Below are 24,660 nucleotides of genomic sequence, written 5' to 3'. Positions count from 1 at the left end.
ACAAGCGTAACAACGACTTGTTCTGCCGTTGTAGGGTCCTTCGCTGTGCTCAGGATGACAGTTCTTTTTTTGCAATAAACCACCCCAACATCCCACCCCGCATGAAACTCGATATTCTGGCCTTTGGCGCCCATCCCGATGACGTTGAAATGTCGGCCGCCGGCACCTTGCTGGCCGCCGCGGCCCTGGGCAAGAAAATCGGTATCGTGGACTTCACCCGCGGCGAGTTGGGCACGCGCGGTACGCCGGCCACCCGGGCCGCCGAGGCCGAGGCCGCCAGCCGGATTCTGGGCCTGAGCGCGCGCGAAAACCTGGGGCTGCCCGACGGCTTCTTCCGCAACGACCGGGAGCACCAGCTGCCCCTGATTGCCGCCCTGCGCCGCTACCAGCCCGACGTGGTCCTCTGCAACGCCATTCAGGACCGGCACCCCGACCACGGCCGCGGGGCCAGCCTGGCCTCGGAAGCCTGCTTTCTGAGCGGGCTGCGCATGATTGAAACCTTCGACGCCGACGGCCAGCCCCAGCAGCCTTGGCGCCCCCGTACCGTGTACCACTACATCCAGGACCGGCAGATTGCCCCCGACTTCGTGGTCGACATCACCGAGTTCTGGCCCGGCAAGTGGGCGTCCATCCAAGCTTACAAAACCCAGTTCTTCGACCCCAACAGCCAGGAGCCGGTCACGTACCTGTCCACGCCGGTGTTTACCCAGTTTATGGAAGCCCGGGCCCGGGAGTTCGGCCACATCATCGGCGTCGAGTTCGGGGAAGGCTTCACCCGGCAGCGGCCCGTGGGCGTGCGCGATATTACGGCGCTGCTGTAGCAGCCGATACGCCTCAATAGATTACCGGCAACCGATAGTCTATTCTAAAATGCCCAACAGCCGCTCCGATACGCTCGAAGCGGCTGTTGGGCATTAGGGGGCAGCCTTAGTGCTACCCGGGCTTCACCGAATCTTCAACCGGCCCGGCTCACGGCAAATCCGTGATGTCGGCTACGCCCAGCCTCAGATCGGTGAGCTGGAGCAGGGGCTGCGGCTGCGGGCCCAGGCCGGAGAGCAGGTCCAGGTCGAAGACGAAGGCTCCCTCGGCCGACTCGGGGCGGGTCTGCTGGTACCAGGCCGCAAGCCCGGCCGCTACTTCGCTGATTATCCGGGCCAGGTCCGGGGCGGCGGTGGGGTGGGCGGGAGCCGGCGGAAGCTGGAGCAGCGTAACGGGCATTTGCAGCACCGGCGTCGTTACCGGCGGCAGGCCCGGGGCCAGGGGCGAGGTATACACGCCTGCCAGCCGCAGGTACAGGGCCGGGGGCATCTGCGGGGGCAGCAAGTACTCAAAGAGCTGGTGCAGATGCCCGGCCAGCGTCCGGCGGGTGTGCGTCGGCTCGCCATCGGGCCGCAGCGTGGCAATATCCAGCGGCTCGGTTGGCGGGTCACTGGGCTGCCGGGAGTCGGTGGGGAAATAAAGGGGCGGTGCCGTATACACAAAGGCCGGGGCGGAAGCCTGGCCGGGCACCAGCTCCGCGTTGTAGGTCGCCGTTACCTGCACCTGTAAGCTCTGGTAGGCCAGAATACGGAGGCCGGGCAGAGTGAGCACGCGCTGAGTCAGCGGGAGGCTGTCGGCGGCCGCCAGCACGCGCCCCTCGGCATCCTGGAAGTAGTACCAGGTGCCCTCCTGGTCCGCCGTATGGACCTGCGTGGTATAGCCTTCCAGCGCTACCACGGGCATCGGCAGCCCCACCGGGGCCGGCGGGCTGACGTGAATAACCAGCGCCTCCACCGCGTCGATGGGGGCGGTGCCTTCCCGCAGCCCGAAGGTAGTTACCCCGGGGGCAGCCGGGGGCTGGCCGGCCGCGTCGGCGGGGCTCTGCACCAGGGCCGCGCCTTCCGAGGCGGCCACCAGGCGGCTTATCATCGTATTGAATGCCCCCAGGGCCACCGCGCCGGTCGTTACGGCCGGCTGGTCGGCGGCGGTAGTGGCGTTGATGCCGGCCAGCACCGGGAGCAGGTTGGGCGCCAGGGCGGGGTAGACGCTGCGCAGCTGGGCCAGTTCGGCAAAAACGCCGGCCGGCACCGGGGGAGCCGCCGGCAGGAGCTGGGACTGGGACTCCGCCGCGGCCATGTTGGCGGCAACCGTAAACGTGAGCTGCTGCGGCGGGTAGTGCGCGTCCTGCTGGTAGGTCAGGCGGCAGTCCCGCCGTAGCAGGGCGTCGGGGGTGGAGCCGGCCGCGGGCAGCATTTCCTGGGCAATCAGCACCAGGGGCCGGAAATCGTGCTGGAATACCGGAACCCGGCATTTTCCCAGGTTCGAGGTAAGCGGGGTGGCGGCCCACTGCTGCCCGGCCGGCGTCAGAAAGCGGAGCTCCGCCGCGGCCGGATCGGCTGGTTTCTCACCGCCGGGCCAGAGCTCCAGCTGGCGGCCGGTATACGCCAGTTCCAAGTCGAAGAAAGGGGCTGAGTGGGGCTGCTCCCCGGCCTGGTCGGTGGCCGGCGACTCGGCAAAGACCAACAGGGGCGCCGCCGGGGCCAGGGGTAGCGGCGGCGTGGTCAGGGCCTGGCCGGCCGGCTCTGTCTGGCTGACCTCCCCAACCAGGTGGGGCACCTGGCCCAAGGGCCGCGTTGACGTCGGTGCCGGCGGGGTGGCAAACTGCAGGGCGGCTACGCGGTACACGGCCCCGAGCGGCCCGGCGCCCAGGTGCTGGCGGAACGCTGCCCGGGCGGCGGCCGGGTTGGTAGCGGCCTGGGCCGCGAATACCGGGCGCAGCCGGTGTTGCAGCACGCCGGCCCACCGGTCCTTGTTTGTTCGCAGCGTTGCTTCGTGGGAGGTGCCGGCCAGCTCGTCGAGCCGCCGGATAGCCGCTTGGTAAGTGGGCGTGGTCAGCGCGTCGAAGGTGTCAATTACCAGCCGTTCCCACTCATTCACGTCGACCTGGGCAAAGGAAACGTGTTGCGCCGGGCGGGTAAAGTCGATGCCCGTTGCCGGCTGAAAATCATACAGGGGCACGTCGGCCGCCGAGCTCAGCGGCGGAGCCAGCGCCGCTGCCGCAAATACCACGGGCTGGCCGGGCTCCGCCAGCTGGTGGCCCGGCCGCTTGTTGGCCTCGGTGCGGATGCCCCACAGCGACTGTCCGCCCCCGGCTGGCTCGGGGCCCAGTGCCACCCTGATTTCGTGCTGGCCCGGCTGGTACAGGAGCTGTTCGAGCTTGCCGGCCAGGGCCGCCAGGTCATCCGCCGTGTTGGCCGCTGGCGGGATGAGCACCTCCAGCCTAGGGCTGGCGTGGGCCGGTGCTTGGGGCGCAGGACCCGGAGCCGGGGCTGGCGGCGCCAGCGTCAGCCGCCAGGTCAGCTCCACCAGCGGGGCGTCGGTTACGGCCAGGTTGGTCAGCGGCAGCTCGATGCTGTAGTCGAGGAACGGCGTGGCCACTTCCGCTTTCCCGGCGGCCCGGTCGGCCAGAAATTTATCGAGGGGTACCAGCCAGATTTCCACCAGTTCCGTCGCCCGGGCCGGCTCCCAGTACAGCGGCTGTTGTAGCAGCCCGGTGGCTACGCCCAGCCGCGCGCCCTGGCCCAGCGGCTGGAGCAGTAGCGCCAGCTGCTGCCGGGCCTGGGCCGCGCGGGTCGCCACGGGGAGGCTGACGAGCATTTTCACCGCGCCGTACATCAGCTCGAACACCCCGGAGAAAGTCAGCGGACTGGCGGCGTAGTTGGATTGGATAGCGCCCAGGGTAACGGTGATGGGAGTCGGGATGAGCTGCCGGTAGCGAAGGTCATGTGACATTTCCGTCACGGTCAGCGTCACCACGCGCTGATCCGGGCTCAGGGCCACCGCCAGCACGGCGACTGGTTCGATAACGAATGTACCGCCCTTCGGAACCCGTCGGGTCACGGTATAGTTGGCCGGGTCGAGGGCCGAGGCCGGGTCGAGGGGCAGGGTGAAGGCGGCCACCAGGTGCTGGCCATCGGCCGCGTCCAGCTGGTAGAGGCCCTCGTAGGGGCGGTGGTCGAAGCTCAGCGCCACTTGCAGCTGGGCGGGCTGCGCATCAGTTGCGGGCGTAAGGTCCCACCCCGCGCTGATGGGCAGGGCCGCGACGGGCAAAGAAGTAAGCAGGGCCGGCTCGGCAGCGGGCGGGTCGTTGTTAACCATGCAACAAGGGAATAAGGTGGTAATAATAAGCGGGGAACAACCGCCGCGTCGCGGCCGGCCGTTCCGCTTGCAATATGAACTATTAGCCCGAAACAGACGCCCCGCCGCTTCTACCAGCGCCCCCGGCTACGCCCGCGTTGCGGGCCACGATGCTGACCAGCGGCTGCCTGATGGGCTTGGCGGCGTGGGCCGGCCGCTTGGTGCAGGCAGGTCTGGGGTCGGAAATGCCCGTCGTCTATGTCTTAGGATGGAAAGCGGATTGCATAGTGTGCCTACCCCACGGCCGGCCGTCCTTGCGGCTGCATTGTTGGTCGGCACGCGGCCGGGTGGCGGAAGCAAACCCAGGGAAATGATGGGCAGCGTTGGGCCGCCTCTTACGCCGGACCGGCTTCGGGCAGGGTCACGGTGAAGGTTGTGCCGAGGCCGGGGGTGCTGCTGACGTCCAGCGTGCCGCCGCGCTGCTGGATAATGGACTGAATCATGTGCAGGCCCAGCCCCGCGCCTTCGCCCTCGGCCGTCAGGCGGGTGAAGGCCTGAAACAGGCGGGCCCGGTCCCGGGGCAGGTTGATGCCGCGCCCGTTGTCGGCCACGGTGAGCACCACTTCCGCGCCCTGCCGCTGGGTACGCACGTGAATCAGCGGCGCCCGGTCGGCGGCCCGGTACTTGAGGGCGTTGTGCACCAGGTTTTTCAGGATGCTTTCCAGGTAGATGCGCGGGTACAGCGCCCGGGGGGCCGCCAGAAAATCGGCCGTGAGCCGGCCTTGCTGCTGGTGCAGCAACTCGGCCACTTCGGCCCGCACCGTGGCAAACACGTCGGCAAAGGCCACTACTTCGGTAGCAGGGGCCGCCGCCCCGTGCTGGGCGTGCACCACCCGCAGCAGGCCCTGCACCGTGCCGGTAAGCCGGTCGATTTCCTGGTCCAGCAGCGTCAGGACGTGGTCTTTGGTGGGGCCGGGAGCCTCTTCCCGGTACACGTCCAGCAGGCTGCGCAGATTCGTGGCCGGCGCTTTTAAGTCGTGCGCCACGATGTGCACGAAGGAGTCCAGGGAGGTATTGGCCTCGCGCAGGGCCTGGTTGAGGCGCTGGGCCTCGTGGGTGGCGGTAGCCCGCGCCAGCGCCCGGCCCGCGTAGTCGGCCACTAGGTCGAAGAAGGTGTGGTAGGCCTCGTCCAGCGGCCGGCGGGCACTCAGGCCCACAATCAGGATGTTGGTGGTGCCGGTGCTGCTGGGGCCGGCCTGCAGGGGCAACAGCAGGGCCTGGGTGGGCGCCTCCTTCCAGGTGCCGACGGGCCAGGCGCTAAACCGCACGGCCAGGCTTTCGACCAGCAGCGGGCGGCCCGCGTGGAGTACCTCGGCCAGGGGCCAGCCTACCTGCGGAGGCGCAGCCGAGTCGATTGGCAGCGTCGCCGGGGCGGCCGGCTCGCCGGCGGGCAGGCCGAACCAGGCGCGCAGCTGGGCCTGCGGGGTACTTTGCTCGTGGGCGTAGAGCAGGGCAAAGGGAATGTCGGCCGCGTTGGTGGCCAGGGCCGCAATGATGTGCTGGGCCGCCTCGGCGGGCAACGCCGACAGGGCCGTCTGGGCCGTCAGGTGGGAGAGCAGGGCCAGGCGGCGCTGCTGCAGCACCGTGGTGGTGGTTTCCAGGGCCGTCACGAAGATGCCCCCGACCGCGCCGGCCTCGTCGTAGATCGGGCTGTGGGAAAAGGTGAAGTAGGCCTCTTCCACGAAGCCCTGGCGGTTGGGCAACACCAGCCCGTTCTCGAAAAACGTGGTTTGCCCGGCCCAGACGGGCTCGAAGATGGAAAGCAGAAACGGCCACATCTCCCGCCACCAGGGCTCGGCGGGCTGGCCCAGCGCGCCGGGGTGCTTGCCTTGCAGGATGGTGGCGTAGCCGTCGTTGTAGAAGTGCACCAGCTCGGGGCCCCAGTGCACCATCATCGGAAAGCGGGAGCCCAGCATGATGCTGACCGCCGTGCGCAGGCTCTGGGGCCAGGTGCGCATGGGCCCGAGCAGGGTCGCCGACCAGTCCAGGGCCCGGATGCGGGCCCCCATTTCCCCGCCGCCGGGAAACAGGCGCGCCGCTAAGGCTTCATCGGATAACGCGTCTTCGGCAGCAGGGAACAGGGTCATAGAAGCACGTAGTACCGAATGAAAATGTATAGGTACAAAAAGTATGTGGGCTCTGGTAACGTAAAAAATCCGGAACCGTTCGGCGGCGGCCGTGGGAACGGGCACCCCAAGCCAAGCTGGCGCAGTCGCTCGGCTATTGCCGAGTGACGTCTACGCCGGAGGGGCTAAGCCCCGAGTGTCCCGCGCCGACTGGTCGTTCCAGTGGCCTTCACTGGCGCGAGTTTAGGCGCAGCCGTAACTCGTGCCATACTATGCCGGGAGGCTGCGCCTCCCCCGTTAAAACGACAAACGCCGCCCGGATTCTTCCAGGCGGCGCGGTTCGGGCTTGCCGCTGGCGCGGCAGTGGAGGTACAACCTCCACCGTATAGCTGGGCACGAGTTACGGCTGCGCCTAAACTCGCGCCAGGTGGGGGCCGCTGTTGCGGGTTATTCGGTAGCTGGTGCCGGCGGCAGCCGGGCGGCCAGCGTAGCGGCTTCGGCCTCCAGCGCCGCCATGCGGGCTTGCAGCAGGTGCCAGCGGGTGACTTCCTCGGCCGGCAACGGCCGGGCCTGCCGCCGGAGCCAGCCCAGCAGCCAGGTGTGGTGCTCTACCGCGTCCTCATCGGCCGCAATTTCCTCGGCGGTGGGGGCGGGGTGGGCCTCCAGCAGCGCGGGCAGGGCCTGCGCCCAGCGCGCAATAACGCGGGCCTGCTCTTCGATTTTCTCGGTCTGCATGCGCAGGCCCGCGGCCTGGTGCAAACACACGCGCCGCCGAAAATCCAGCTCCTCCGCATCCGGCAGCGGCGTGCCGGCCCCGACGGGCAAGGTACCCATTGGCAGCGGCGCGGCAAGGGGGGCGGCTCTCTTCGTCAGCGTAGGCGGGGCTGTAGGAGGGGGCAGCTGCATCAACAGGGGCCGCAACGCCAGCAGCATTTTACTCGGGGCCGTGCGCCGCCCACTTTCCACCGCCTGAATCGTGGCCTTGCTGACCCCGGCGTAGAGGGCCAGCTGGTCCTGGCGCAGGCCAAACCATGCCCGTAGCCGGAAAATAAAACTGTCGGAAGCGCGGACACGGCGGGACATAGCGGTAGCAGTTGTAGTCTACAAGTGTGTAATCTATGCATAGATTACACACTTGTAGACTACTTTGAGATTTATTTAAAACAGATTACAGTTTTTTGTTTCGCCCGACTCGGCGGGCTACGGCCCCATTGCACCCGAGGCCGGCTGCGCCTTCCCTGCGGCGGCCGAACGACACCGCCTCGCCGGGCGCAGTCGCTCGGCTATGCCGAGTGACAATTACGTGGAGCGGCTGTGCCGCGAGCGTCCCGCTCCGGTTGCGCTATACATCTGCAAGCGGCGCGACCTAATTCGCAGCACAGCTGCTCAAGCGTAGGCGTCACTCGGCACAGCCGAGCGACTGCGCGGGGTGTATTGCTAACAGGTAGGAAGAACGCAAGACACACTGTTTATATAGGCTTACCAGTCTGTATTACTTGCATCATCATGTAGTTTTAACAATTGCTCGTTGACCTACTCGTTCGTTCTCATTGATGTCAATAGGTAGAAGTTCAGAGCGAACATTTACTATATGACTAATTAAAACTCGATGTATTGCTCGTTTTTGTGTTTTGCTTCGAGCAATAGCTTCTGCCGTGTCACTGTCATAAAAGGATTCATTTGCAATAAGATAATCTAATGCGAATATTGTGTAATCAAGCGGAAAAGGCAGGATATCTATAGGTATGTAAACGCAACCTGCTTTATAGTGGGCGTTGTTTGCAATAGCACTTGCAGTACGATCTTGAATTGTATAAAAAAATAGATGGGCTGAATGCTCATCAATCAAATCATGTACAGATGGTAATAGTAGAAGCTTATCGGGTATGTTGGCGAAGACAGTGAAGTCGTTTTCTTTACTCCCAAACTGCTTGTTTGCTCTGTATTTATTAGCTATTAAATTTAACCAATTTTGTTCAAGGTGTAATTGTTGTATTTCAAATATATTTCGTGTTTGCGCTATAAGCTTAGCTAGTTTACGCTTCCGCTTGTGGTATGGTTTGAAATAATAAGTGACTTGTTTGAATACGCCGTAGCATATCAACAACACGAGTAAGGCAACTATAGCATCACCAAGCGGGTCTTCAAATTCAAACATAGAATTGGATAGAGCACATTAGCTATAATGAAAAGCTGAGAGTCATAATGTAGCCCAGTTGTTCAAAACCGGGCTACATTTTTATAGTATCACTCTTCCTACCGCACGCCCAGCCGGTTCCGCTTCCAATTCGAGCCCGTAGCGGCCGGAGCATCGGAAGAAGCCGCGGCCGGGGCTTTCTTTTCGCTCATGAGCATGGTCGTGAGCACGGCGGCGAGCTTGGCGGTGGTTTCGTCGGGTTTCGCGTCGAGGTCGGCGGGGGTGAAATGGTCGCGCACGAAGTTCGTGTCGAAGTCGCCGCTGACGAAGGCCGGGTGGCGCAGCACGTAGCTGCCGAAGGGCAAGGTGGTCTGGATGCCGGTAATCTGGTACTCGTCGATGGCGCGCAGCATCCGCTCGATGGCCTCGGTGCGGTCCTTGCCGAAGGTGACGAGCTTGGCAATCATCGGGTCGTAGTAAATCGGGATGTCCATGCCCTGCTCGAAGCCGTCATCCACGCGCACGCCCGGGCCCTGGGGGCGCACGTAGGTGGTCAGCGTGCCGATGTCGGGCAGGAAGTTGTTCTGCGGGTCTTCGGCGTACACGCGCAGCTCCAGGGCGTGGCCGGTGATGGTCAGATCCTCCTGCGAAAAGGGCAGGGGCAGGCCCTGGGCCACCCGGATCTGCTCTTTCACCAGGTCGAGGCCGGTGATTTGCTCGGTCACGGGGTGCTCCACCTGCAGGCGGGTGTTCATCTCCAGGAAGTAGAAGTTGCGCTGGTCGTCGAGCAGAAACTCCACGGTGCCGGCCCCGGTGTAGTTGCAGGCCCGGGCCACGTCGACGGCGCAGCGGCCCATTTCGGCCCGCAGCTCGGGCGTGAGCACCGAGGAAGGCGCCTCCTCAATGACTTTCTGGTGGCGGCGCTGAATCGAGCACTCGCGCTCAAACAAATGCACGATGTTGCCGTGCTCGTCGCCCAGCACCTGGATTTCGATGTGGCGCGGGCCGGTCACGAACTTTTCGATGAAGACCGAGCCGTCGCCAAAGGCCGAAGTAGCCTCGTTGATGGCCAGCTGCATCTGCTCCTCAAACTCCTCGGAGTTGTTCACGATGCGCATACCCTTGCCGCCGCCGCCGGCCGAAGCCTTGATCAGAATCGGGAAACCCACTTCGGCGGCAATGCGCTTGGCTTCTTCTACGTCCGAAATAGCCTCGTCGGTGCCGGGTACCAGCGGGATGTCGTAGGCCTTCACGGCCTGCTTGGCCGAGAGCTTGTCGCCCATAATATTCATGGCCTCGGGCGAGGGCCCCACGAAAATCAGCCCGGCCTCGGTGACCATGCGGGCAAACTCCGCGTTTTCCGACAAAAAGCCGTAGCCGGGGTGAATGGCGTCGACGCCCAGGCGGCGGCACACTTCTAAGATAGCGTCGCCGCGCAGGTAGCTTTCCGACGACTGCGGCCCGCCCACGCACACGGCCTCATCGGCGTAGCGCACGTGCAGGGCGTTGCGGTCGGCTTCCGAGTAGATGGCCACGGTCTGCAGGCCCATTTCCTTGGCCGAGCGCAGCACGCGCAGGGCAATTTCGCCGCGGTTAGCGACCAGCAGCTTCTTGATTTCTTTCATGCGGTGGGAGAGTGGGGAGAAAGGCGTAGTTTGAGGAGGGTTGTTATTCTGTTTGGTCTGTCATCCTGAGCCTGCGAAGGACCTTCCTCACCTCAGTGACTCAGTCAATTCAACGCTCTAATCTTATCTTACGGCCATAGCTGCTTGCAAAGAGCTGCCGCAGCACAGTGAAGAAAGCTTGGTGGGGTAGGTGAGGAAGGTCCTTCACTCCACTTCGTTCCATTCAGGATGACAGAATAAACAAAGACCGGCAAAATCAATTCCAGCCCAAAGAAACGCCATTCTGCCTAGTCCGTAAAACGAGCCGGCTAATTTTCGTGGAGTTGGAAGCCTCGCGCGCAGGGGCTACTTTTGCAGATTGCCATAACTTTGTACATTCTCGGACGGTTGTGCCCCTGGTCACCCGGCCGTTTCCTTTTTCACATTTAACCCTTTCCCTCGTGGATCTTTTCGAAAAGATTGCCGCGAACCGCGGCCCACTGGGCAGCCATTCGCACTACGCCCACGGCTACTTCACTTTCCCCAAGCTGGAAGGCGAGATTGAGCCCCGTATGATTTTTCGCGGCAAAGAGGTTCTTACCTGGAGCTTGAATAATTACCTGGGCCTGGCCAACCACCCCGAGGTGCGCAAGGCCGATGCCGAGGCCGCTGCCCAGTACGGCATGGCCCTGCCCATGGGCGCGCGGATGATGTCGGGCAACTCCAACCTGCACGAGCAGCTGGAAAGTGAGCTGGCCGACTTCGTGCACAAGCCCGACTGCATGCTGCTCAACTTCGGCTACCAGGGCGTGGTGTCTATCATCGACGCTATGGTCGGCCGCCACGACGTCATCGTGTACGACGCCGAGTCGCACGCCTGCATCATCGACGGGGTGCGCCTGCACGCGGGCAAGCGCTTCGTGTACGTGCACAACGACATGGAGAGCCTGGAGAAGCAGCTCGAGCGCGCCAAGCGCATCACCGACGAAACCGGCGGCGGCATCCTGGTCATCACCGAGGGCGTGTTCGGCATGTCGGGCAACCAGGGCAACCTCAAAGGCGTGGTGGCTTTGAAGGAAAAATACGAGTTCCGCTTGTTCGTTGACGACGCCCACGGCTTCGGCACGATGGGCACGACGGGCGCCGGCACGGGCGAAGAACAGGGCGTACAGGACGGGATTGACCTTTATTTTTCGACCTTCGCCAAGAGCATGGCCAGCATCGGCGCCTTCGTCGCCGGGCCCGAAAGCGTAATTGAATATTTGCGCTACAACATGCGGAGCCAGATTTTCGCCAAATCCCTGCCCATGCCGCTGGTAGTGGGCGCCATCAAGCGCCTGGAGCTCCTCCGGACCCAGCCCGAGCTGAAAGACAATCTGTGGACCGTCGTACGGGCCCTGCAGAGCGGTTTGCGCGAAAAAGGCTTCAACATCGGCACCACGACGTCGCCCGTGACGCCCGTGTTCCTGAACGGCCAAATCCCCGACGCCACGCAAATAACCTTCGATTTGCGCGAGAATCACGGTATTTTCTGCTCTATCGTGGTGTATCCGGTCGTGCCCAAGGGCGTTATCATGCTCCGCCTGATTCCGACGGCCGCCCATTCGCTGAGCGACGTGGACCAGACCATCAAGGCCTTTGAAGTAGTGGCCGAGAAGCTTGATAAAGGCCTTTATTCGAAAACGGAGGCTGTGCCGGCCAGCTAGGCCAACCGCCTTACACTAGCCGTAAGGGGCGCTTTTCTGCGGGAAAGCGCCCCTTTGTTTTTGCACTATTCTTTGTATATTCAATTAAGTATATATTCTGGAAATGGGGTTTGATTTTGCCAAAACCTAGCCTCATTAGCTGCTAACGCGGTTTTGAAAAAAAATTGGAACTATTGCTTGTATTTGAAATCCCTGTATATTAGGCCCGTTCAAAAACATAAACCCACACCCTCAACCTTTTTCTCATGAGCAATTATAGCCAACTGAAAGACCTCGTTCTCTCCCTGGAATCGGACTTCGAGAAGTTCTATGACAAGCAGAACTCGGCCGCTGGTACCCGCGTGCGTAAAGGCATGCAGGAGCTGAAGAACCTGGCCCAGACCATCCGCACGGAAGTACAGAACACCAAGAACTCGGCCGCTGGCGACGCTGCTGGTGCCGCCAAGGCTGCTCCGGCCAAGAAAGCCGCTGCTCCCGCTGCCAAGAAAGCTGCTCCGGCCAAGAAGAAGTAGTTTGCCCCTGACCGAGAAGCCGGCCTTGGTTGCCGGTTGATCCGTCAAACAAAAAGGCCCCGCCAGAGTTGGCGGGGCCTTTTTGCGTTTCAGCGGAAGTGAAGACGCTGCTTAAACCAGCTTGATCAGGAAGTAGCTCTTGCCTTTCTGGGCGACCAGGTACTTCTCCAGCAGGGGTGCCACGGCCGTAGCCGACTGCTCCAGGGTTACTTTCTGGCGGTTGAGCTTCACGCCGTTGTTCTGCACCATTTTGCGGGCCTCGCCCTTGCTGGCGAAGATAGCGCCGCCCGTGGCCGTGCTCAGCAGGGTCAGCGCGTCGAGGTCGGCCAGCTCGCCGCGGCTGATTTCCACGTGGGGCACGCCGGCAAACACGTCGAGCAGGGTGGCCTCGTCGAGCGTGGCCAGGTCGCCGCCGCCGAAGAGCACCTGCGAGGCGGCCAGGGCGGCCTCAAAAGCTTCCTCGGAGTGCACCCGGATGGTCACGTCCTTGGCCAGGGCCTTCTGCAGGAGGCGCAGGTGGGGGGCCTGGGCGTGCTCGGCTTCCAGGGCTTCGATTTCGGCCTGGGTGAGCAGGGTAAACACCCGGATCAAGCGGGGCACGTCGGCATCGGCGGCGCCCAGGAAGAACTGGTAGAACTGGTAGGGCGAGGTCATCGTGGGGTCGAGCCAGACGGTGCCGGTTTCGCTCTTGCCGTACTTGGTGCCGTCGGCTTTGGTAATGAGCTGGCCGGTGAGGGCGTAGGCTTTGCCTTCCCCGCCCGTCATGCGCCGGATCAGCTCAGTGCCGGTCGTGATGTTGCCCCACTGGTCAGAAGCGCCCATTTGCAGGGTGGTGCCCAGCTCCTTGTAGAGGTGGAAAAAGTCGTAGCCCTGTAGTAGCTGGTAGCTGAACTCGGTGTAGCTGATGCCTTCTGAGCCGGAATCCTCATTGCCGCCGATGCGACGCTTCACGGAGTCCTTGGCCATCATGTAGTTCACGGTCAGGTGCTTGCCGACTTCACGCAGGAACTGCAGGAAGCCGAAGTCCTTGAACCAGTCGTAGTTGTTGACCACCCGGGCCCCGGTGGGCGAGTCGTCGAACACCAGGAATTTCTCCAGCTGGGCCTGAATGCCGGCCTGGTTGCGGCGCAAAGCCGCTTCGTCGAGCAGGTTGCGCTCGGCCGATTTGCCCGAGGGGTCGCCAATCATACCGGTGGCGCCGCCCACCAGGGCCAGGGGCCGGTGGCCGGCGCGCTGCAGGTGCACCAGCAGCATGATGGTGGCCAGGTTGCCGATGTGCAGCGAGGCCGCGGTGGGGTCGAAGCCGATGTAGCCGGTGATGGGCGCAGCCGTGCGCAAATGCTCATCGGTGCCGGGCATCATGTCGTGAAACATCCCGCGCCAGCGGAGCTCTTCTAGTAAGTCCAAGGTGGAATTATGAATTATGGATTATGAATTATGAATTGGCCGTTTGGGCCGGCCGCTACGCAACGTTGTGGCGTGCCGGCTTGAACAGCCAATTCATCCAGATCAGGGGGCAAAGGTAAGGGCTACGGCGTACCTTTGCCGGGAAGAATTACGGCCGGCCGCCCCAATTCAGAATTCAGAATTCTTAATTCATAATTAAAACCTTGCTTTCCACCCCCGACGAAATTCTGCAGCAGCTGCGCCAGCGGCACTACGCGCCCGTGTACTTCCTGCAGGGCGAGGAGCCCTACTACGTGGACTACATTGCCGACATCCTGGAAAAGCACGTGCTGCCCGAGCACGACCGGGGCTTCAACCAGGTGGTGCTCTACGGCAAGGATACCGACGTGGCCACCATTCTGGGCCAGGCCAAGCGCTTCCCGATGATGGCCGAACGCTCGGTCGTCATCGTCAAGGAAGCCCAGGCCGTGGCCGATCTGGAGGCGGAAAAGACGTTTCCGTTTCTGGAAGCCTACCTGAAAAACCCGCTCAACACCACCGTGCTGGTGTTCTGCTACAAGCACAAAACCCTGGACGCGCGCAAGAAGCTGGGTAAGCTGCTGGCCGAAAAGGCGGTGGTAATGACCAGCAAAAAGCTCTACGACAACCAGGTGCCGGCCTGGATTACGAGCTACGTGCGGGGCAAAAAGCAGCAGATAACCGGGCAGGCCACGGCCATGCTGGCCGAGTACATCGGCACCGAGCTAAGCCGGCTGACCAACGAAATCGACAAGCTGCTGCTCAACGTGCCGGCCGGGCAGGCCATCGACGAGGAGTTGGTGCAGCGCATGGTGGGCATCAGCAAGGACTACAACATCTTCGAGCTGCAGAAGGCCCTGGTGCAGCGCGACGTGCTCAAGGCCAACCGCATCCTGGGCTACTTCGAGGCCAACCCCAAGGCCAACCCGCTGATTCCGAACCTGACCCTGCTCTTCGGCTTTTTCACCAAGCTGCTCGTGCTCCACCAGCGCGGCAACCCCAGTGACGCCGACTTTAAAAAGCTGGGCATCCTGAACAGCTTTGCCCAGAAAGACTACAGCCAGGCTATGCGGGTGTACGACTTCGGCCGCACCCGCGCCATCATTCACCTCATCCGCCGGGCCGATTTGCAGAGCAAGGGCGTGGAAAGCGGCTCGATGAGCGACGGGGAGATTCTGCGGGAATTAGTCTTTCTGATTCTGCACCCGGTGCCGCTGAGCGCGGTGACGGGCAGCTGATGGCGGCGCTGATTTGCTTGCTGGCGGCATACTCCCGCGGAAACTTATTGGTGTCCCGTTTGGGTTGCGCCCAAGCTGGACCGGGGCTACCGGTAGAAAACCGTACCTTGGGACCCCGCATTTCGTAATGCTGACTAACTCGCCGCATGCTAGATAACGCCACTACTCCTTCCGCCGGCCGGCCTTCGGCGCTGCCTACGCTGCCCAAAGCGCCTTCGGGCATTGATGGCCTGGACGAAATAACGGAAGGAGGCCTGCCCCTGGGCCGCCCCACGCTGATCTGCGGCGGGGCCGGCTGCGGCAAAACCCTGATGGGCATCGAGTTTCTGGTGCGCGGCATCCTGGACCACAACGAGCCCGGCGTGCTGATGACGTTCGAGGAATCGGCGGCCGAGCTGGCCGCCAACGTCACCTCCCTGGGCTTCGACCTGCCTGAGCTGCAGGCCCGGAAAATGCTGCGCATCGACCAGGTCCACGTCGACCGGTCCGAAATTGAGGAAACCGGCGAGTACGACCTGGAGGGCCTCTTTATCCGCCTGGGCCACGCCATCGACTCCATCGGGGCCAAGCGCGTGGTGCTCGACACCATCGAGGCCCTGTTCTCGGGCTTTCCCAACCAGGGCGTGCTACGCTCCGAAATCCGCCGCCTGTTTCACTGGCTGAAAGCCAAGGGCGTGACGACCATCATCACCGCCGAGCGGGGCGAGGGCAGCCTGACCCGGCAGGGCCTGGAAGAGTACGTGTCCGACTGCGTGATTCTGCTCGATAACCGCGTTATCGACCAGATTACCACCCGGCGCCTGCGCATCGTCAAGTACCGGGGCAGCACCCACGGCACCAACGAGTATCCGTACCTGATTATGGAAACCGGCATTTCGGTGCTGCCCGTTACCTCCTTGCAGCTCAACCACGAAGTCTCGGACGAAATCGTCTCGTCCGGGATTCCGGCTCTGGATGAGATGTTCGGCCGCCGCGGCTATTACAAGGGCAGCAGCGTGCTGATTACCGGCACCGCGGGTACGGCCAAAACGACGCTGGCCGCCACCTTCGCCGCCGAAGTCTGCCGCCACCACGGCCGCTGCCTGTTTCTGGCCTTCGAGGAGTCGCCCCAGCAGCTGGTGCGCAACATGCAGTCGGTCAGCATCGACCTGGCCCCGTACCTGGCCAGCGGGCAGCTGCACATTGAGGCGTCGCGGCCCACGCTCAACGGCCTGGAGCGCCACCTGGTCACGATTCATCGGCTCATCAAGGAGCTCAAGCCCGCCGCGGTGGTTATCGACCCGATCAGCAACCTGATTTCGGTGGGCAACCTGGGCGAGGTGAAAAGCATGCTCATCCGCCTGATCGACTACCTGAAAGTCAACAACATCACGGCCCTGTTCACTTCCCTGATCAGCGGGCGTAACGTGCAGCAGGAAATGACCGAGGAAGGCGTCTCGTCCCTGGTCGACACCTGGATCAGCGTGCGCGACCTGGAAGGCATCGGGGAGCGGAACCGGGGCATCAGCATTCTGAAGTCGCGCGGCATGAGCCACTCCAACAAGGTGCGCGAGTTTCTGGTCACCGAAGAAGGCATCCAGCTGCTCGACGTGGTAATTGGGCCCGGGGGCATCGTTACCGGGGCCAGCCGCCTCACCCAGCAGCTGCAGGAGCAGGCCCAGCTACTAGCCGCCCAGCAGGAGCTGGAGCGCAAAGACCGGGAGCTGGAGCGCCGCCGCCGCGTGCTCGAAGCCACCATCGGCAACATGCGCACCGAGTTTGAGTCGGTGGAGGAGGAGCTGCGCCAGATCAATACCGAGGAGCAGGCCCGCCAGCAGGCCCTGGCCGAGGGCAAGGCCCAGTTCACCCAGCCGCTGCCGCCGCAGCCGGCCGGGGCTCCGTCGCACCACGCATAAGTTCGTCATGGAAATCACACCTGCCCCCGCGGCCGACATCATGGACGAGGAATCCTGGGAGCTGCGCCTGTACGTAGCCGGCCAAACGCCCAAATCGGTAACGGCCCTGGCCAACCTGAAAAAGTACTGCGAGCAGTATCTGAAAGGCCGCTACAGCATTGAAGTCATCGACCTGCTCAAGGACCCGCAGTTGGCCGAGGGCGACCAGATCCTGGCCATTCCCACGCTGGTGCGCAAAGTGCCCGAGCCCATCCGCAAAATCATCGGCGACCTGTCGAATGAGGAGCGCGTGCTCGTCGGGCTCGACATTCGCCCGCTGGGCAGCAAACTCCAGCCCTAGATGGAAGCGGAAGAACGGCCGGAGCTGGCCGGACCCGAGTACGTGCTGCACCTCTACATCACGGGCGCCACGCCCAACTCGACGCGGGCCGTGCGCAACATCAAGGAAATCTGTGAGCTCTACCTGAAGGGCCGCTACGAGCTGCTGATCGTGGATATCTACCAGCAGCCCGAGCTGGCTCAGCGCGAGCAGCTGATCGGGGCGCCCACGCTCATCAAGCGCAGTCCGGGCCTAGTGCGCCGCCTCGTGGGCGACCTCTCGGACCGGGAACGGGTGCTCAAAGCCCTGGGTATTACGCCGGCCGGGCCGGGGAGCAGTCAGCCGCTATGAAGGAGCTGGAGGGGAAAAGTGCGGCCGAGCTGGCCCGGGAAAATCAGGAGCTGCGCTACCGCCTGGAGGAAGCCGAAGACCTGATTGAAGCCGTGCGCACCGGGGCCGTCGACGCGCTGGCCATTCAGGGCCCCGAGGGGCCGCGCATCTTTACCCTGGAAGGCGCCGACCACGGCTACCGCACCCTGATTGAGCAGATGAACGAAGGGGCCATGCTGCTCAGCGAGGACGGCACCATTCTCTACGGCAATGCCTGCCTGGCCAGCTGGCTGGGCCGGGCCCTGGAGGAAGTCATCGGCGGCGTTTTCGATACCTACATTCCCCTCGACTTTCACGCCTACTGGCACGCGCTGCTGCTGGACAGCTGGCGGGCCGGCAAAGGCAAGGGCGAGCTGCCCCTGCGGGCCCAGGACGGCTCCCTGCGGCCGTTGTCGCTGTCGATGAACATCCTGAGCTTTCACGAAAGCCCGGTGCTGGCCGTCATTGCCACCGACTTGTCGGCCCAGGAGCAGATCAAGGCCATTCAGGCCCGGGTGGCGGAGCAGAACACCGTTATTGCCCGCAAAAACGAGGAAATTACCCAGCAGCAGCAGGCCCGGCAGGCCCTGGAGCGGGTGGCGGCCGAAGCCAGCCGCATCCTGGAGGGCATTCCGCACATTGCCTGGACGGCCGACCCCACCGGCCGCAACACCTACCTCAACCGGCGCTGGTTCGACTACACCGGCCACGATGTGGACTCGGACCCGGCCCATACCTTCAGCGCCCTGATTCACCCCGACGACCTGGCCGGGGCCGTGGAGCAGTGGCGCCAGAGCATTGCCACCGGGCGGGCCCTGGAACTGGAGTGCCGCATCCGCAGCGCGGCCGGCGAGTACCGCTGGATGCTGGGCCGGGCCCGGCCCTCGCGCAACGAGCAGGGCGACATTATCCAGTGGATCGGGGCCTACACCGACATTCACGAGCACAAGCAGGCCCTGGAGCACATCGACCAAGCCCAGCACCAGCTGCGCGACAACAACGAGCAGCTCACCCGGGCCAACGTCGACCTGGATAACTTCATTTACACCGCTTCCCACGACCTGAAGGCGCCCATCAGCAACATCGAAGGGCTGCTGCACGCCCTGCTGCTGGAGCTGCCCGCCGAAGCGGCCGGCGCCAACGACCAGGTGCCGCTGATTCTGACGATGATGCAGGATTCGGTGGACCGCTTCAAGCGCACCATCGAGCACCTGACGGAAGTAACCAAGCTGCAGAAGGAGCACGGGCACTCGGCCGCCACCCTCGACGTGGGGCGCATCATTACGGAAGTGGAGCTGGACCTGGCCCCGTTGCTGCTGGCGGCGCAGGCCACCATCGACCGGACCCTGAGCAGCTGCCCCACCATTTCCTTCTCGGAGAAAAACCTGCGCAGCGTAGTATATAACCTGCTCAGCAACGCCCTGAAGTACCGGGCCCCGGAGCGCCCGCCCCACATCGTCGTCAGCTGCCAGCGGGAGGGCGACTACGCCGTGCTACGCGTGCAGGACAATGGCCTGGGCATGAACCTGCGCCAGGACCGGCCGAAGCTGTTCGGCATGTTTCAGCGCCTGCACGACCACGTGGAAGGCTCGGGCATCGGGCTCTACATGGTCAAGAAAATCGTGGAAAACGCCGGGGGCCGCATTGAGGTGGAAAGTCAGCTGGGCGTGGGCTCCACGTTCAGCGTGTATTTCCGGCGGTAGGTTGCCGCAAGGTTGCGGTCCGGAGCCGCAACCTCGCGGTCCGGAACCGCAGCCTCGCGGTCCGGAGCCGCAACCTCGCGGTCCGGAGCCGCAACCTCGCGGTCCGGAGCCGCAACCTCGCGGTTTGGAACCGCAGCCTCGCGGTCTGGAACCGCAGCCTCGCGGTTTGGAACCGCAGCCTCGCGGTCCGGAACCGCGAGGTTGCGGGCAGGACATGGCGCGGCGCGGGAGCAGCGGGGGCGGGGGAAGCGGAAAAAGAATATCGCGGCGGCAACGCGGCCAGGGTGGCGCACACCAAACGGCGAGCTGGCCGCGTTGCTAGCTTCTGAGCGGCCAAAAAGCAACCCATTGCCTTTTTTCGCTACTTTTGGCCAATACCGGGCCGGCAGCGCCCTTTTTCCCGTAACGCCCCGTTAATGAAGATATTTCCCCGGATTGCGCTGGCCGCCTCGCTCAGCGCCGCGGCCCCGCTGGCGGCTTCCGCCCAGCAAACCCAGGTGTTTACCGCCGACGAACGATACTTTCAGGAAGGCCTCGAACTCTTTGACCGCGGCAAGTACGGCGCCGCCCAGCAGGCCTTCCAGCGCTACTTAGACCAAACCCAGCGCCGCACCGGCGAGCTGCGCGACCGGACCACCGACGCGGAGTACTACCGCGCCATCAGTGGCCTCTACCTGTTTCATCCCGACGCGGAAGGGCAGGTGCTGGCCTTCGCGGCCCACAACCCGGCCCACCCCAAAGCCGCCCAGGCCTTTTTTGAGCTCGGCAAGCTCTACTTCGACAAGAAGGACTACGCCAAAAGTATCGACTACCTGCAGCGCGTGGGGGCCGACAACCTCAGCAACGAGCAGCGGGCCGAGGCCGAGTTTAAGCTGGCCTACAGCTACTTTTCCCAAAAGGAGTTCGACAAGGCCAAGCTCCTGTTTGACCGCAACAAGCAGGGCAACCACGAGTACCGCTACGCCAGCAGCTACTACGCGGGCTACCTGGCCTTCCGGGCCGGCGACTACGCCGCCGCCCGCCAGGACCTAAGCGTGGCCGAGCAGAACGACGCCTACCGCCTCGTGGTGCCGGCCATTATGAGCCAGATCTACTACAAGGAGGGCGACTTCGACGGGCTGATCGGCTACGGCACCAAGGCCCTGGCCCAGACGCCGCCCCCGCAGAGCGCCGACGAAATTCAGCTGCTCGTGGGCGACGCCTTCTACCAGAAGCAGGACTTCAAGCAGGCCGCCGAGTACTTCGATAAGTACGCCGCCGGCCGCAAGAAGATCGAGCCCCGGGTGCAGTACAAGATCGGCTACTCCAACTACAAGATGGGCGACTTCCCGGGCGCCATCGGCAGCCTGAAGGGCGTGGCCGCCCAGCGCGACTCGCTGGGCCAGAACGCGGCCTACCACCTGGGCCTGAGCTACCTCAAAACCAGCCAGAAGCAGCAGGCCCTGAACTCGTTCGACGCGGCCCGCAAAACGGCCTTCGACAAGAACATCACCGAAAACGCCACCCTCAAGTACGCCCAGATCAATTACGAGCTGGGCAACACCCAGGAGGTGATTACGGCCCTGAAGGACTTCAACAAGAAGTTTCCGCGCTCCAAGAACGCGGCGGCCGCCGACGACATCCTGAGCGAGAGTTTCCTCAACTCCAGCGACTTTACCCAGGCCATCAGCTACCTCGAAGGCCTCGACGACCGCAGCGCCAAGCTCAACGCCACCTACCAGCGCGTGACCTATTTGCAGGCCGCCACCTTCTACAACAATAACCAGTACTCGCAGGCTCTGCCGCTGGTTGATAAGTCGCTGAAGTACCCACAAGACGACGCGCTGCGGGCCGCGGCCCAGGTGCTCAAGGGCGAAATCTATAGCGTAGGGCAGAAGTATCCCGAAGCCATTCAGGCCTACACCGCCGCGGCCCGCACGGCCCGCAGCGGCTCGGCGGCCGACACCGACTTCGACCAGAAAGCCCGCTACGGCCTGGGCTACGCCTACTACAACACCCAGCAGTACGCCCCGGCCCGCACCCAGTTCCAGGCTTACCTCAGCGACCCGATTGCCAAGCCCACCGACCCGAACTACTACGACGTGACCCTGCGCGTGGCCGACACCTACTACGTGGGCAAAAGCTACCCCCAGGCCCTGGAGCTCTACGACAAGGTTATTGCCGCCAACGCTGCCGACAAGGACTACGCCTACTACCAGAAAAGCGTGACCCTGGGGTTGATGGGCCGGCGCGACGAGGCCACCAAGACGCTCAGCACCCTGCTCAAAACCTCGCCCACCTCGCGCTACGCCGACGACGCGGTGTACCAGCAGGCCCAGTTCGACTTCGAGGCCGGCGACTTCCAGCCCGCCGTGGACGGCTTCACCAAGCTCATCACCAACCGGCCCAACAGCCAGCTGATTCCCCAGGCCCTGCAGAAGCGCGGAGTGGCCTATGCCAACCTCAATCAGCACGACAAGGCCATTGCTGACTTCAAGCAGGTGCTCGACCAGTACCCGCGCACCAAGGCCGCCAGCAGCGCCATCTACAGCCTGCAGGAAAGCCTCTCGGCCACGGGCAAAACGGAGGACTTCGACCAGTACCTGGCCCAGTTTAAGCAGCAGAACCCCGAGAGCAAGGCCACCGAAAGCGTCGAGTTTGAGGCCGCTAAATCCTTGTACCTGGCCGAGAAGTACCCCCAGGCCATTACCCGCCTGGAGTCGTACCTGAAGCAGTACCCCAGCAATGTCTTGGCCGCCGACGGCCGCTATTTCCTGGCCGATTCCTACATCAAGACCGGCAAGAAGGCCGACGGCCTGACCCGCATGCGCGCCGTGGTAACGGAAGGCAAGAGCGAGTTCCTGAACCGGGCCATCGGCCGCGTCGCCGACCTCGAGTTTGAAGCCAAGAACTACCCCGAGGCCATTCAGTACTACACCCGCCTGCGGGAAGTGTCGCAGAACAAGCGCGAGGTGGCCAACGCCGGCATCGGGCTGATGAAAAGCCTCTACGAAACCGGCGACTACGCCGGCACCCGGCGCGTGGCCGAGGAGCTGCGCAGCGTGGGCGGCGCTTCGCTGAACGCCACCAACGCGGCCAACCTGTATCTGGGCAAAGCCAGCTACAAAATGGCCAACTACGAGCTGGCCACGCCCGAGCTGACCACGGCCGCCACCGCCGCCGACGAAACCGGGGCCGAGGCCCAGTACCTGCTGGCCGACGTGCTGTTTCAGCAGAAAAAGTACCCCGAGGCCCTGGACGCGGCTTACAAAACCAACACCTCGAACTACGAGCTGTGGCAGGGCCGGGGCTTTTTGCTGATTGCCGACATCTACACGGCCCAGGGTGAAACCTTCCAGGCCAAGGCCACGCTGAACTCCATCATCGAGAATAAATTCCCGGTGGCCGAAGTCATCGAAGGAGCCAAGCAGCGCCTGGCCGCGCTGTCGGCCGAGCCCGGCGGCGGCGCCACGGGCGGTAGCAAAACCCCGCCGCCGGCCAAGACGCCGCCGGCGAAAGCACCGACCGGCAAAGCTACGCCGCCGGCCAAAGCCCCGGCTACCAAGGGCAAAACGCCGGGCCGCAACGCTCTGCAACCCACCCAGGCGCAGCCCGCCGATTCGACGGCCACCCCGGACGCGGGCAGCAGCGAGTAGCTCGCTGCGGCAGTGCTTTTTCCTTATCCAGAAGTCCATTTGAGCTGGCCGGGCGCTATTACGGCCCCCGGCCGGCTCCAAGACCTTACCATATGACCCTTCCTTCCTCCAAACTGCTGCCTTTGGCCGTGCTGCTCGCGGCCGCGCCCACGCTGGCGTGGGCCCAGAAGACCGGTAAAACGGGCGGCAAGATTGAAGACGCCGAAATTGAGATTGTCAAGGAGCGGGTAAACCAGCTGCCCGAAGCCACCCGCAACTTCGAGAAAATCAAGATTGACCCGCCGGCCAAAACCACCAGCCCGGTTTCCTATACCTACCCCGATTTCCGGCTGCCCGCCGACCGGCTCAACCCCTCGATTCGGGTGCTCTCGATTCAGCAGGAAGAGCTGGCCCCGCAAACCGGCAACTACCTGAAAGGCGCCATCGGCAACTACGGCACGCTCTACGCCAAGGCCTACCTGCACAACACCCGCAGCGAAACGGCCAGCTACGGCCTCGACTTCAGCCACCTGTCCTCGTCCTCGGGGCCGGTCGACAAGAAAAACTCGGGCTCCAGCCAAACCAGCCTGGGCCTGAGCGGCGAAACCTACAACGGCCCCATGACCCTGGGCGCCAAGCTCGACCTGGGCCGGGAGCGGTACAACTTCTACGGCTACAACCGCGAAACCCGCCGCCTGCCGCCGCCCACCGACAGCCTCAAGCAGGTCTTTAGCCGGGCCGCCGTGAAGCTGTACGCCCGCAACCAGGCCGCCGACGCGCCCTTCCAGTACGACTTCGGCGTGGGCTTCAACTACTGGAAAGACAACTACAAGGCCAGTGAAAGCAACTTCAACGCCTCGCTGCGCTCGGGCTACACGCTCGGCGAGAACAGCCGGGTGGCCGTCAACGGCGACCTGTCGCTGATTTCCTACAAGGATTCGCTGAAAGTAAGCCGGCCCTACGTGCAGGTGACGCCCGCCTACGAGCTGACCCTGGACCGGCTGGCCCTGTCGGTGGGGGCCACGCTGGGCTACACCGGCGACACCATCCGGCGGGCCCCGCAGTTCAACGTGTACCCGGCCATCCGGGTGGGCTACACCGTGTCGGAAGATAAGTTCGTGGTCTTTGCCGGCCTGGGCGGGGGCGTGCAGCGCGTGACGATGTACGATTTGACCACCGAAAATCCCTGGCTGGCGCCCAACCAGCAGGTGGCCGACACCCGCCGCGGCCCCACGGTCTACGTCGGCTTCAACTCGACGCCGGCCCGGGCCCTGTCGGTGAATGCCAAGGTGACGCTGTCGAACGACCGGAACCTGTACTTCTACAACAACAGCCCCCGCGACTCGACCAAGTTCAACCTGGTCTACGACGGCAAGGCCACCCAGCTGATCAACGTCCACGGCGAAGTTCTCTACAACGCCGCCGAGCAGGTGCGCCTTGGTTTCAAGGCCGATTACAACGGCTACAAGACCCGCACCCTGGCCGAGGCCTTCCACCGCCCGGCCCTGCAGACGACGTTGTTCGGTAACTACAACATGTACGATAAGCTGCTGCTGGGCGCCGAGTTATACACCTACAGCTCCAGCTACGGTTCGGGCTACTCGCGCCGCCTCGTCGATGGCAAACAGGTGGGCCAGATCGTGCGTCCCACCGACACGGTCGTCGACCTCAACTTGCGGGCCGATTACCGTATTATGGAAAATCTGTCCATATTTGCTCTAGGCAATAACCTGCTGGGCCGCAAGTATGAGCGTTTCCTGAACTATCCGGTGAAAGGATTCAACCTGCTGGCGGGCGTAACGTATGATTTTTGAACATAATTGAGTTGATGCCCGAGTCGCCGATCCGCCCCTAGCACGCAAGGCCTCCAGGTCGCCCGCACTGCCGCCCCCGCGG

At 63.5% G+C, this 24,660-nt stretch carries 15 protein-coding genes and 1 pseudogene; 10 read left to right on the top strand and 6 right to left on the bottom strand.

Annotation, left to right across the window (positions count from 1 at the left end):
• Positions 1-101 precede the first annotated feature (101 nt).
• Positions 102-821, top strand: coding sequence for a bacillithiol biosynthesis deacetylase BshB1 (bshB1, locus tag E5K00_RS04160; RefSeq protein WP_135461986.1), 720 nt, complete (start codon positions 102-104; stop codon positions 819-821).
• A gap of 148 nt (positions 822-969) precedes the next feature.
• On the opposite strand, the gene E5K00_RS04155 is transcribed toward bshB1, so the two are convergent.
• The 5 genes from E5K00_RS04155 to accC all read right to left on the bottom strand — a co-directional run bounded on the left by E5K00_RS04155 (position 970) and on the right by accC (position 10,004).
• Positions 970-4,137: a hypothetical protein gene (locus E5K00_RS04155; protein ID WP_135461984.1), complete on the bottom strand. Its 3,168-nt coding sequence runs from the start codon at positions 4,135-4,137 to the stop codon at positions 970-972.
• A gap of 374 nt (positions 4,138-4,511) precedes the next feature.
• Positions 4,512-6,263 (bottom strand): sensor histidine kinase, encoded by a 1,752-nt coding sequence (locus E5K00_RS04150; protein ID WP_135461982.1) that lies wholly within the window; start codon positions 6,261-6,263, stop codon positions 4,512-4,514.
• 426 nt (positions 6,264-6,689) lie between these two features.
• Positions 6,690-7,325: a helix-turn-helix transcriptional regulator gene (locus E5K00_RS04145; protein ID WP_135461980.1), complete on the bottom strand. Its 636-nt coding sequence runs from the start codon at positions 7,323-7,325 to the stop codon at positions 6,690-6,692.
• Between the two features lie 421 nt (positions 7,326-7,746).
• The gene (locus E5K00_RS04140; RefSeq protein WP_135461978.1) at positions 7,747-8,400 is read right to left on the bottom strand and encodes a hypothetical protein; all 654 of its coding nucleotides are present in this window, start codon (positions 8,398-8,400) and stop codon (positions 7,747-7,749) included.
• Between the two features lie 98 nt (positions 8,401-8,498).
• A complete protein-coding gene (gene accC / locus E5K00_RS04135; RefSeq protein ID WP_135461976.1) occupies positions 8,499-10,004 on the bottom strand; it encodes an acetyl-CoA carboxylase biotin carboxylase subunit in 1,506 nt (501 codons plus the stop codon).
• A 440-nt stretch (positions 10,005-10,444) separates the two neighbouring features.
• On the opposite strand from accC, the gene E5K00_RS04130 reads away from it, so the two are divergent.
• Together E5K00_RS04130 and E5K00_RS23245 are read left to right on the top strand one after the other, a co-directional pair.
• Positions 10,445-11,689: an aminotransferase class I/II-fold pyridoxal phosphate-dependent enzyme gene (locus tag E5K00_RS04130; protein WP_135461974.1), complete on the top strand. Its 1,245-nt coding sequence runs from the start codon at positions 10,445-10,447 to the stop codon at positions 11,687-11,689.
• Positions 11,690-11,934: 245 nt separating this feature from the next.
• Positions 11,935-12,105: pseudogene (locus tag E5K00_RS23245) on the top strand (histone H1); the annotation flags it as partial.
• Between the two features lie 207 nt (positions 12,106-12,312).
• Here E5K00_RS23245 and tyrS read toward each other — a convergent pair.
• Complete coding sequence (gene tyrS / locus E5K00_RS04120; RefSeq protein WP_135461972.1) at positions 12,313-13,608, bottom strand: tyrosine--tRNA ligase; 1,296 nt, start codon at positions 13,606-13,608, stop codon at positions 12,313-12,315.
• A 203-nt stretch (positions 13,609-13,811) separates the two neighbouring features.
• On the opposite strand from tyrS, the gene holA reads away from it, so the two are divergent.
• From holA to E5K00_RS04080, 7 genes are all read left to right on the top strand, one after another.
• Positions 13,812-14,864, top strand: a complete 1,053-nt coding sequence (gene holA, locus E5K00_RS04115) for a DNA polymerase III subunit delta (protein WP_135461970.1) — start codon at positions 13,812-13,814, stop codon at positions 14,862-14,864.
• Positions 14,865-15,010: 146 nt separating this feature from the next.
• Positions 15,011-16,759, top strand: a complete 1,749-nt coding sequence (gene kaiC, locus E5K00_RS04110) for a circadian clock protein KaiC (protein WP_135461968.1) — start codon at positions 15,011-15,013, stop codon at positions 16,757-16,759.
• Between the two features lie 7 nt (positions 16,760-16,766).
• Positions 16,767-17,099 carry a circadian clock protein KaiB gene (kaiB, locus tag E5K00_RS04105; RefSeq protein WP_245328203.1) on the top strand — a complete coding sequence of 111 codons (333 nt, stop codon included), beginning with the start codon at positions 16,767-16,769 and terminating at the stop codon, positions 17,097-17,099.
• A complete protein-coding gene (locus tag E5K00_RS04100; RefSeq protein WP_135461966.1) occupies positions 17,100-17,429 on the top strand; it encodes a circadian clock KaiB family protein in 330 nt (109 codons plus the stop codon).
• Positions 17,426-19,150, top strand: coding sequence for an ATP-binding protein (locus E5K00_RS04095; RefSeq protein WP_135461964.1), 1,725 nt, complete (start codon positions 17,426-17,428; stop codon positions 19,148-19,150). The genes E5K00_RS04100 and E5K00_RS04095 overlap by 4 nt, the downstream gene beginning before the upstream one ends.
• A 416-nt stretch (positions 19,151-19,566) precedes the next feature.
• The gene (locus E5K00_RS04085; protein ID WP_135461962.1) at positions 19,567-22,785 is read left to right on the top strand and encodes a tetratricopeptide repeat protein; all 3,219 of its coding nucleotides are present in this window, start codon (positions 19,567-19,569) and stop codon (positions 22,783-22,785) included.
• A gap of 92 nt (positions 22,786-22,877) precedes the next feature.
• Complete coding sequence (locus E5K00_RS04080; protein ID WP_135461960.1) at positions 22,878-24,578, top strand: TonB-dependent receptor; 1,701 nt, start codon at positions 22,878-22,880, stop codon at positions 24,576-24,578.
• The last annotated feature ends 82 nt before the right edge of the window (positions 24,579-24,660 follow it).

This window comes from Hymenobacter aquaticus, assembly GCF_004765605.1.
In the GTDB taxonomy this organism is placed as follows: Bacteria; Bacteroidota; Bacteroidia; order Cytophagales; family Hymenobacteraceae; genus Hymenobacter; species Hymenobacter aquaticus.
This window is presented reverse-complemented; position numbering and strand designations above follow the sequence as displayed.

Excerpts from the sequence above, each read along its gene's own strand:
- bshB1 (WP_135461986.1), top strand. The coding sequence starts at position 102 with ATGAAACTCGATATTCTGGCCTTTGGCGCCCATCCCGATGACGTTGAA.
- E5K00_RS04155 (WP_135461984.1), bottom strand. The coding sequence starts at position 4,137 with ATGGTTAACAACGACCCGCCCGCTGCCGAGCCGGCCCTGCTTACTTCT.
- E5K00_RS04150 (WP_135461982.1), bottom strand. The coding sequence starts at position 6,263 with ATGACCCTGTTCCCTGCTGCCGAAGACGCGTTATCCGATGAAGCCTTA.
- E5K00_RS04145 (WP_135461980.1), bottom strand. The coding sequence starts at position 7,325 with ATGTCCCGCCGTGTCCGCGCTTCCGACAGTTTTATTTTCCGGCTACGG.
- E5K00_RS04140 (WP_135461978.1), bottom strand. The coding sequence starts at position 8,400 with ATGTTTGAATTTGAAGACCCGCTTGGTGATGCTATAGTTGCCTTACTC.
- accC (WP_135461976.1), bottom strand. The coding sequence starts at position 10,004 with ATGAAAGAAATCAAGAAGCTGCTGGTCGCTAACCGCGGCGAAATTGCC.
- kaiC (WP_135461968.1), top strand. The coding sequence starts at position 15,011 with ATGCTAGATAACGCCACTACTCCTTCCGCCGGCCGGCCTTCGGCGCTG.
- kaiB (WP_245328203.1), top strand. The coding sequence starts at position 16,767 with ATGGAAATCACACCTGCCCCCGCGGCCGACATCATGGACGAGGAATCC.
- E5K00_RS04100 (WP_135461966.1), top strand. The coding sequence starts at position 17,100 with ATGGAAGCGGAAGAACGGCCGGAGCTGGCCGGACCCGAGTACGTGCTG.
- E5K00_RS04095 (WP_135461964.1), top strand. The coding sequence starts at position 17,426 with ATGAAGGAGCTGGAGGGGAAAAGTGCGGCCGAGCTGGCCCGGGAAAAT.
- E5K00_RS04085 (WP_135461962.1), top strand. The coding sequence starts at position 19,567 with ATGAAGATATTTCCCCGGATTGCGCTGGCCGCCTCGCTCAGCGCCGCG.
- E5K00_RS04080 (WP_135461960.1), top strand. The coding sequence starts at position 22,878 with ATGACCCTTCCTTCCTCCAAACTGCTGCCTTTGGCCGTGCTGCTCGCG.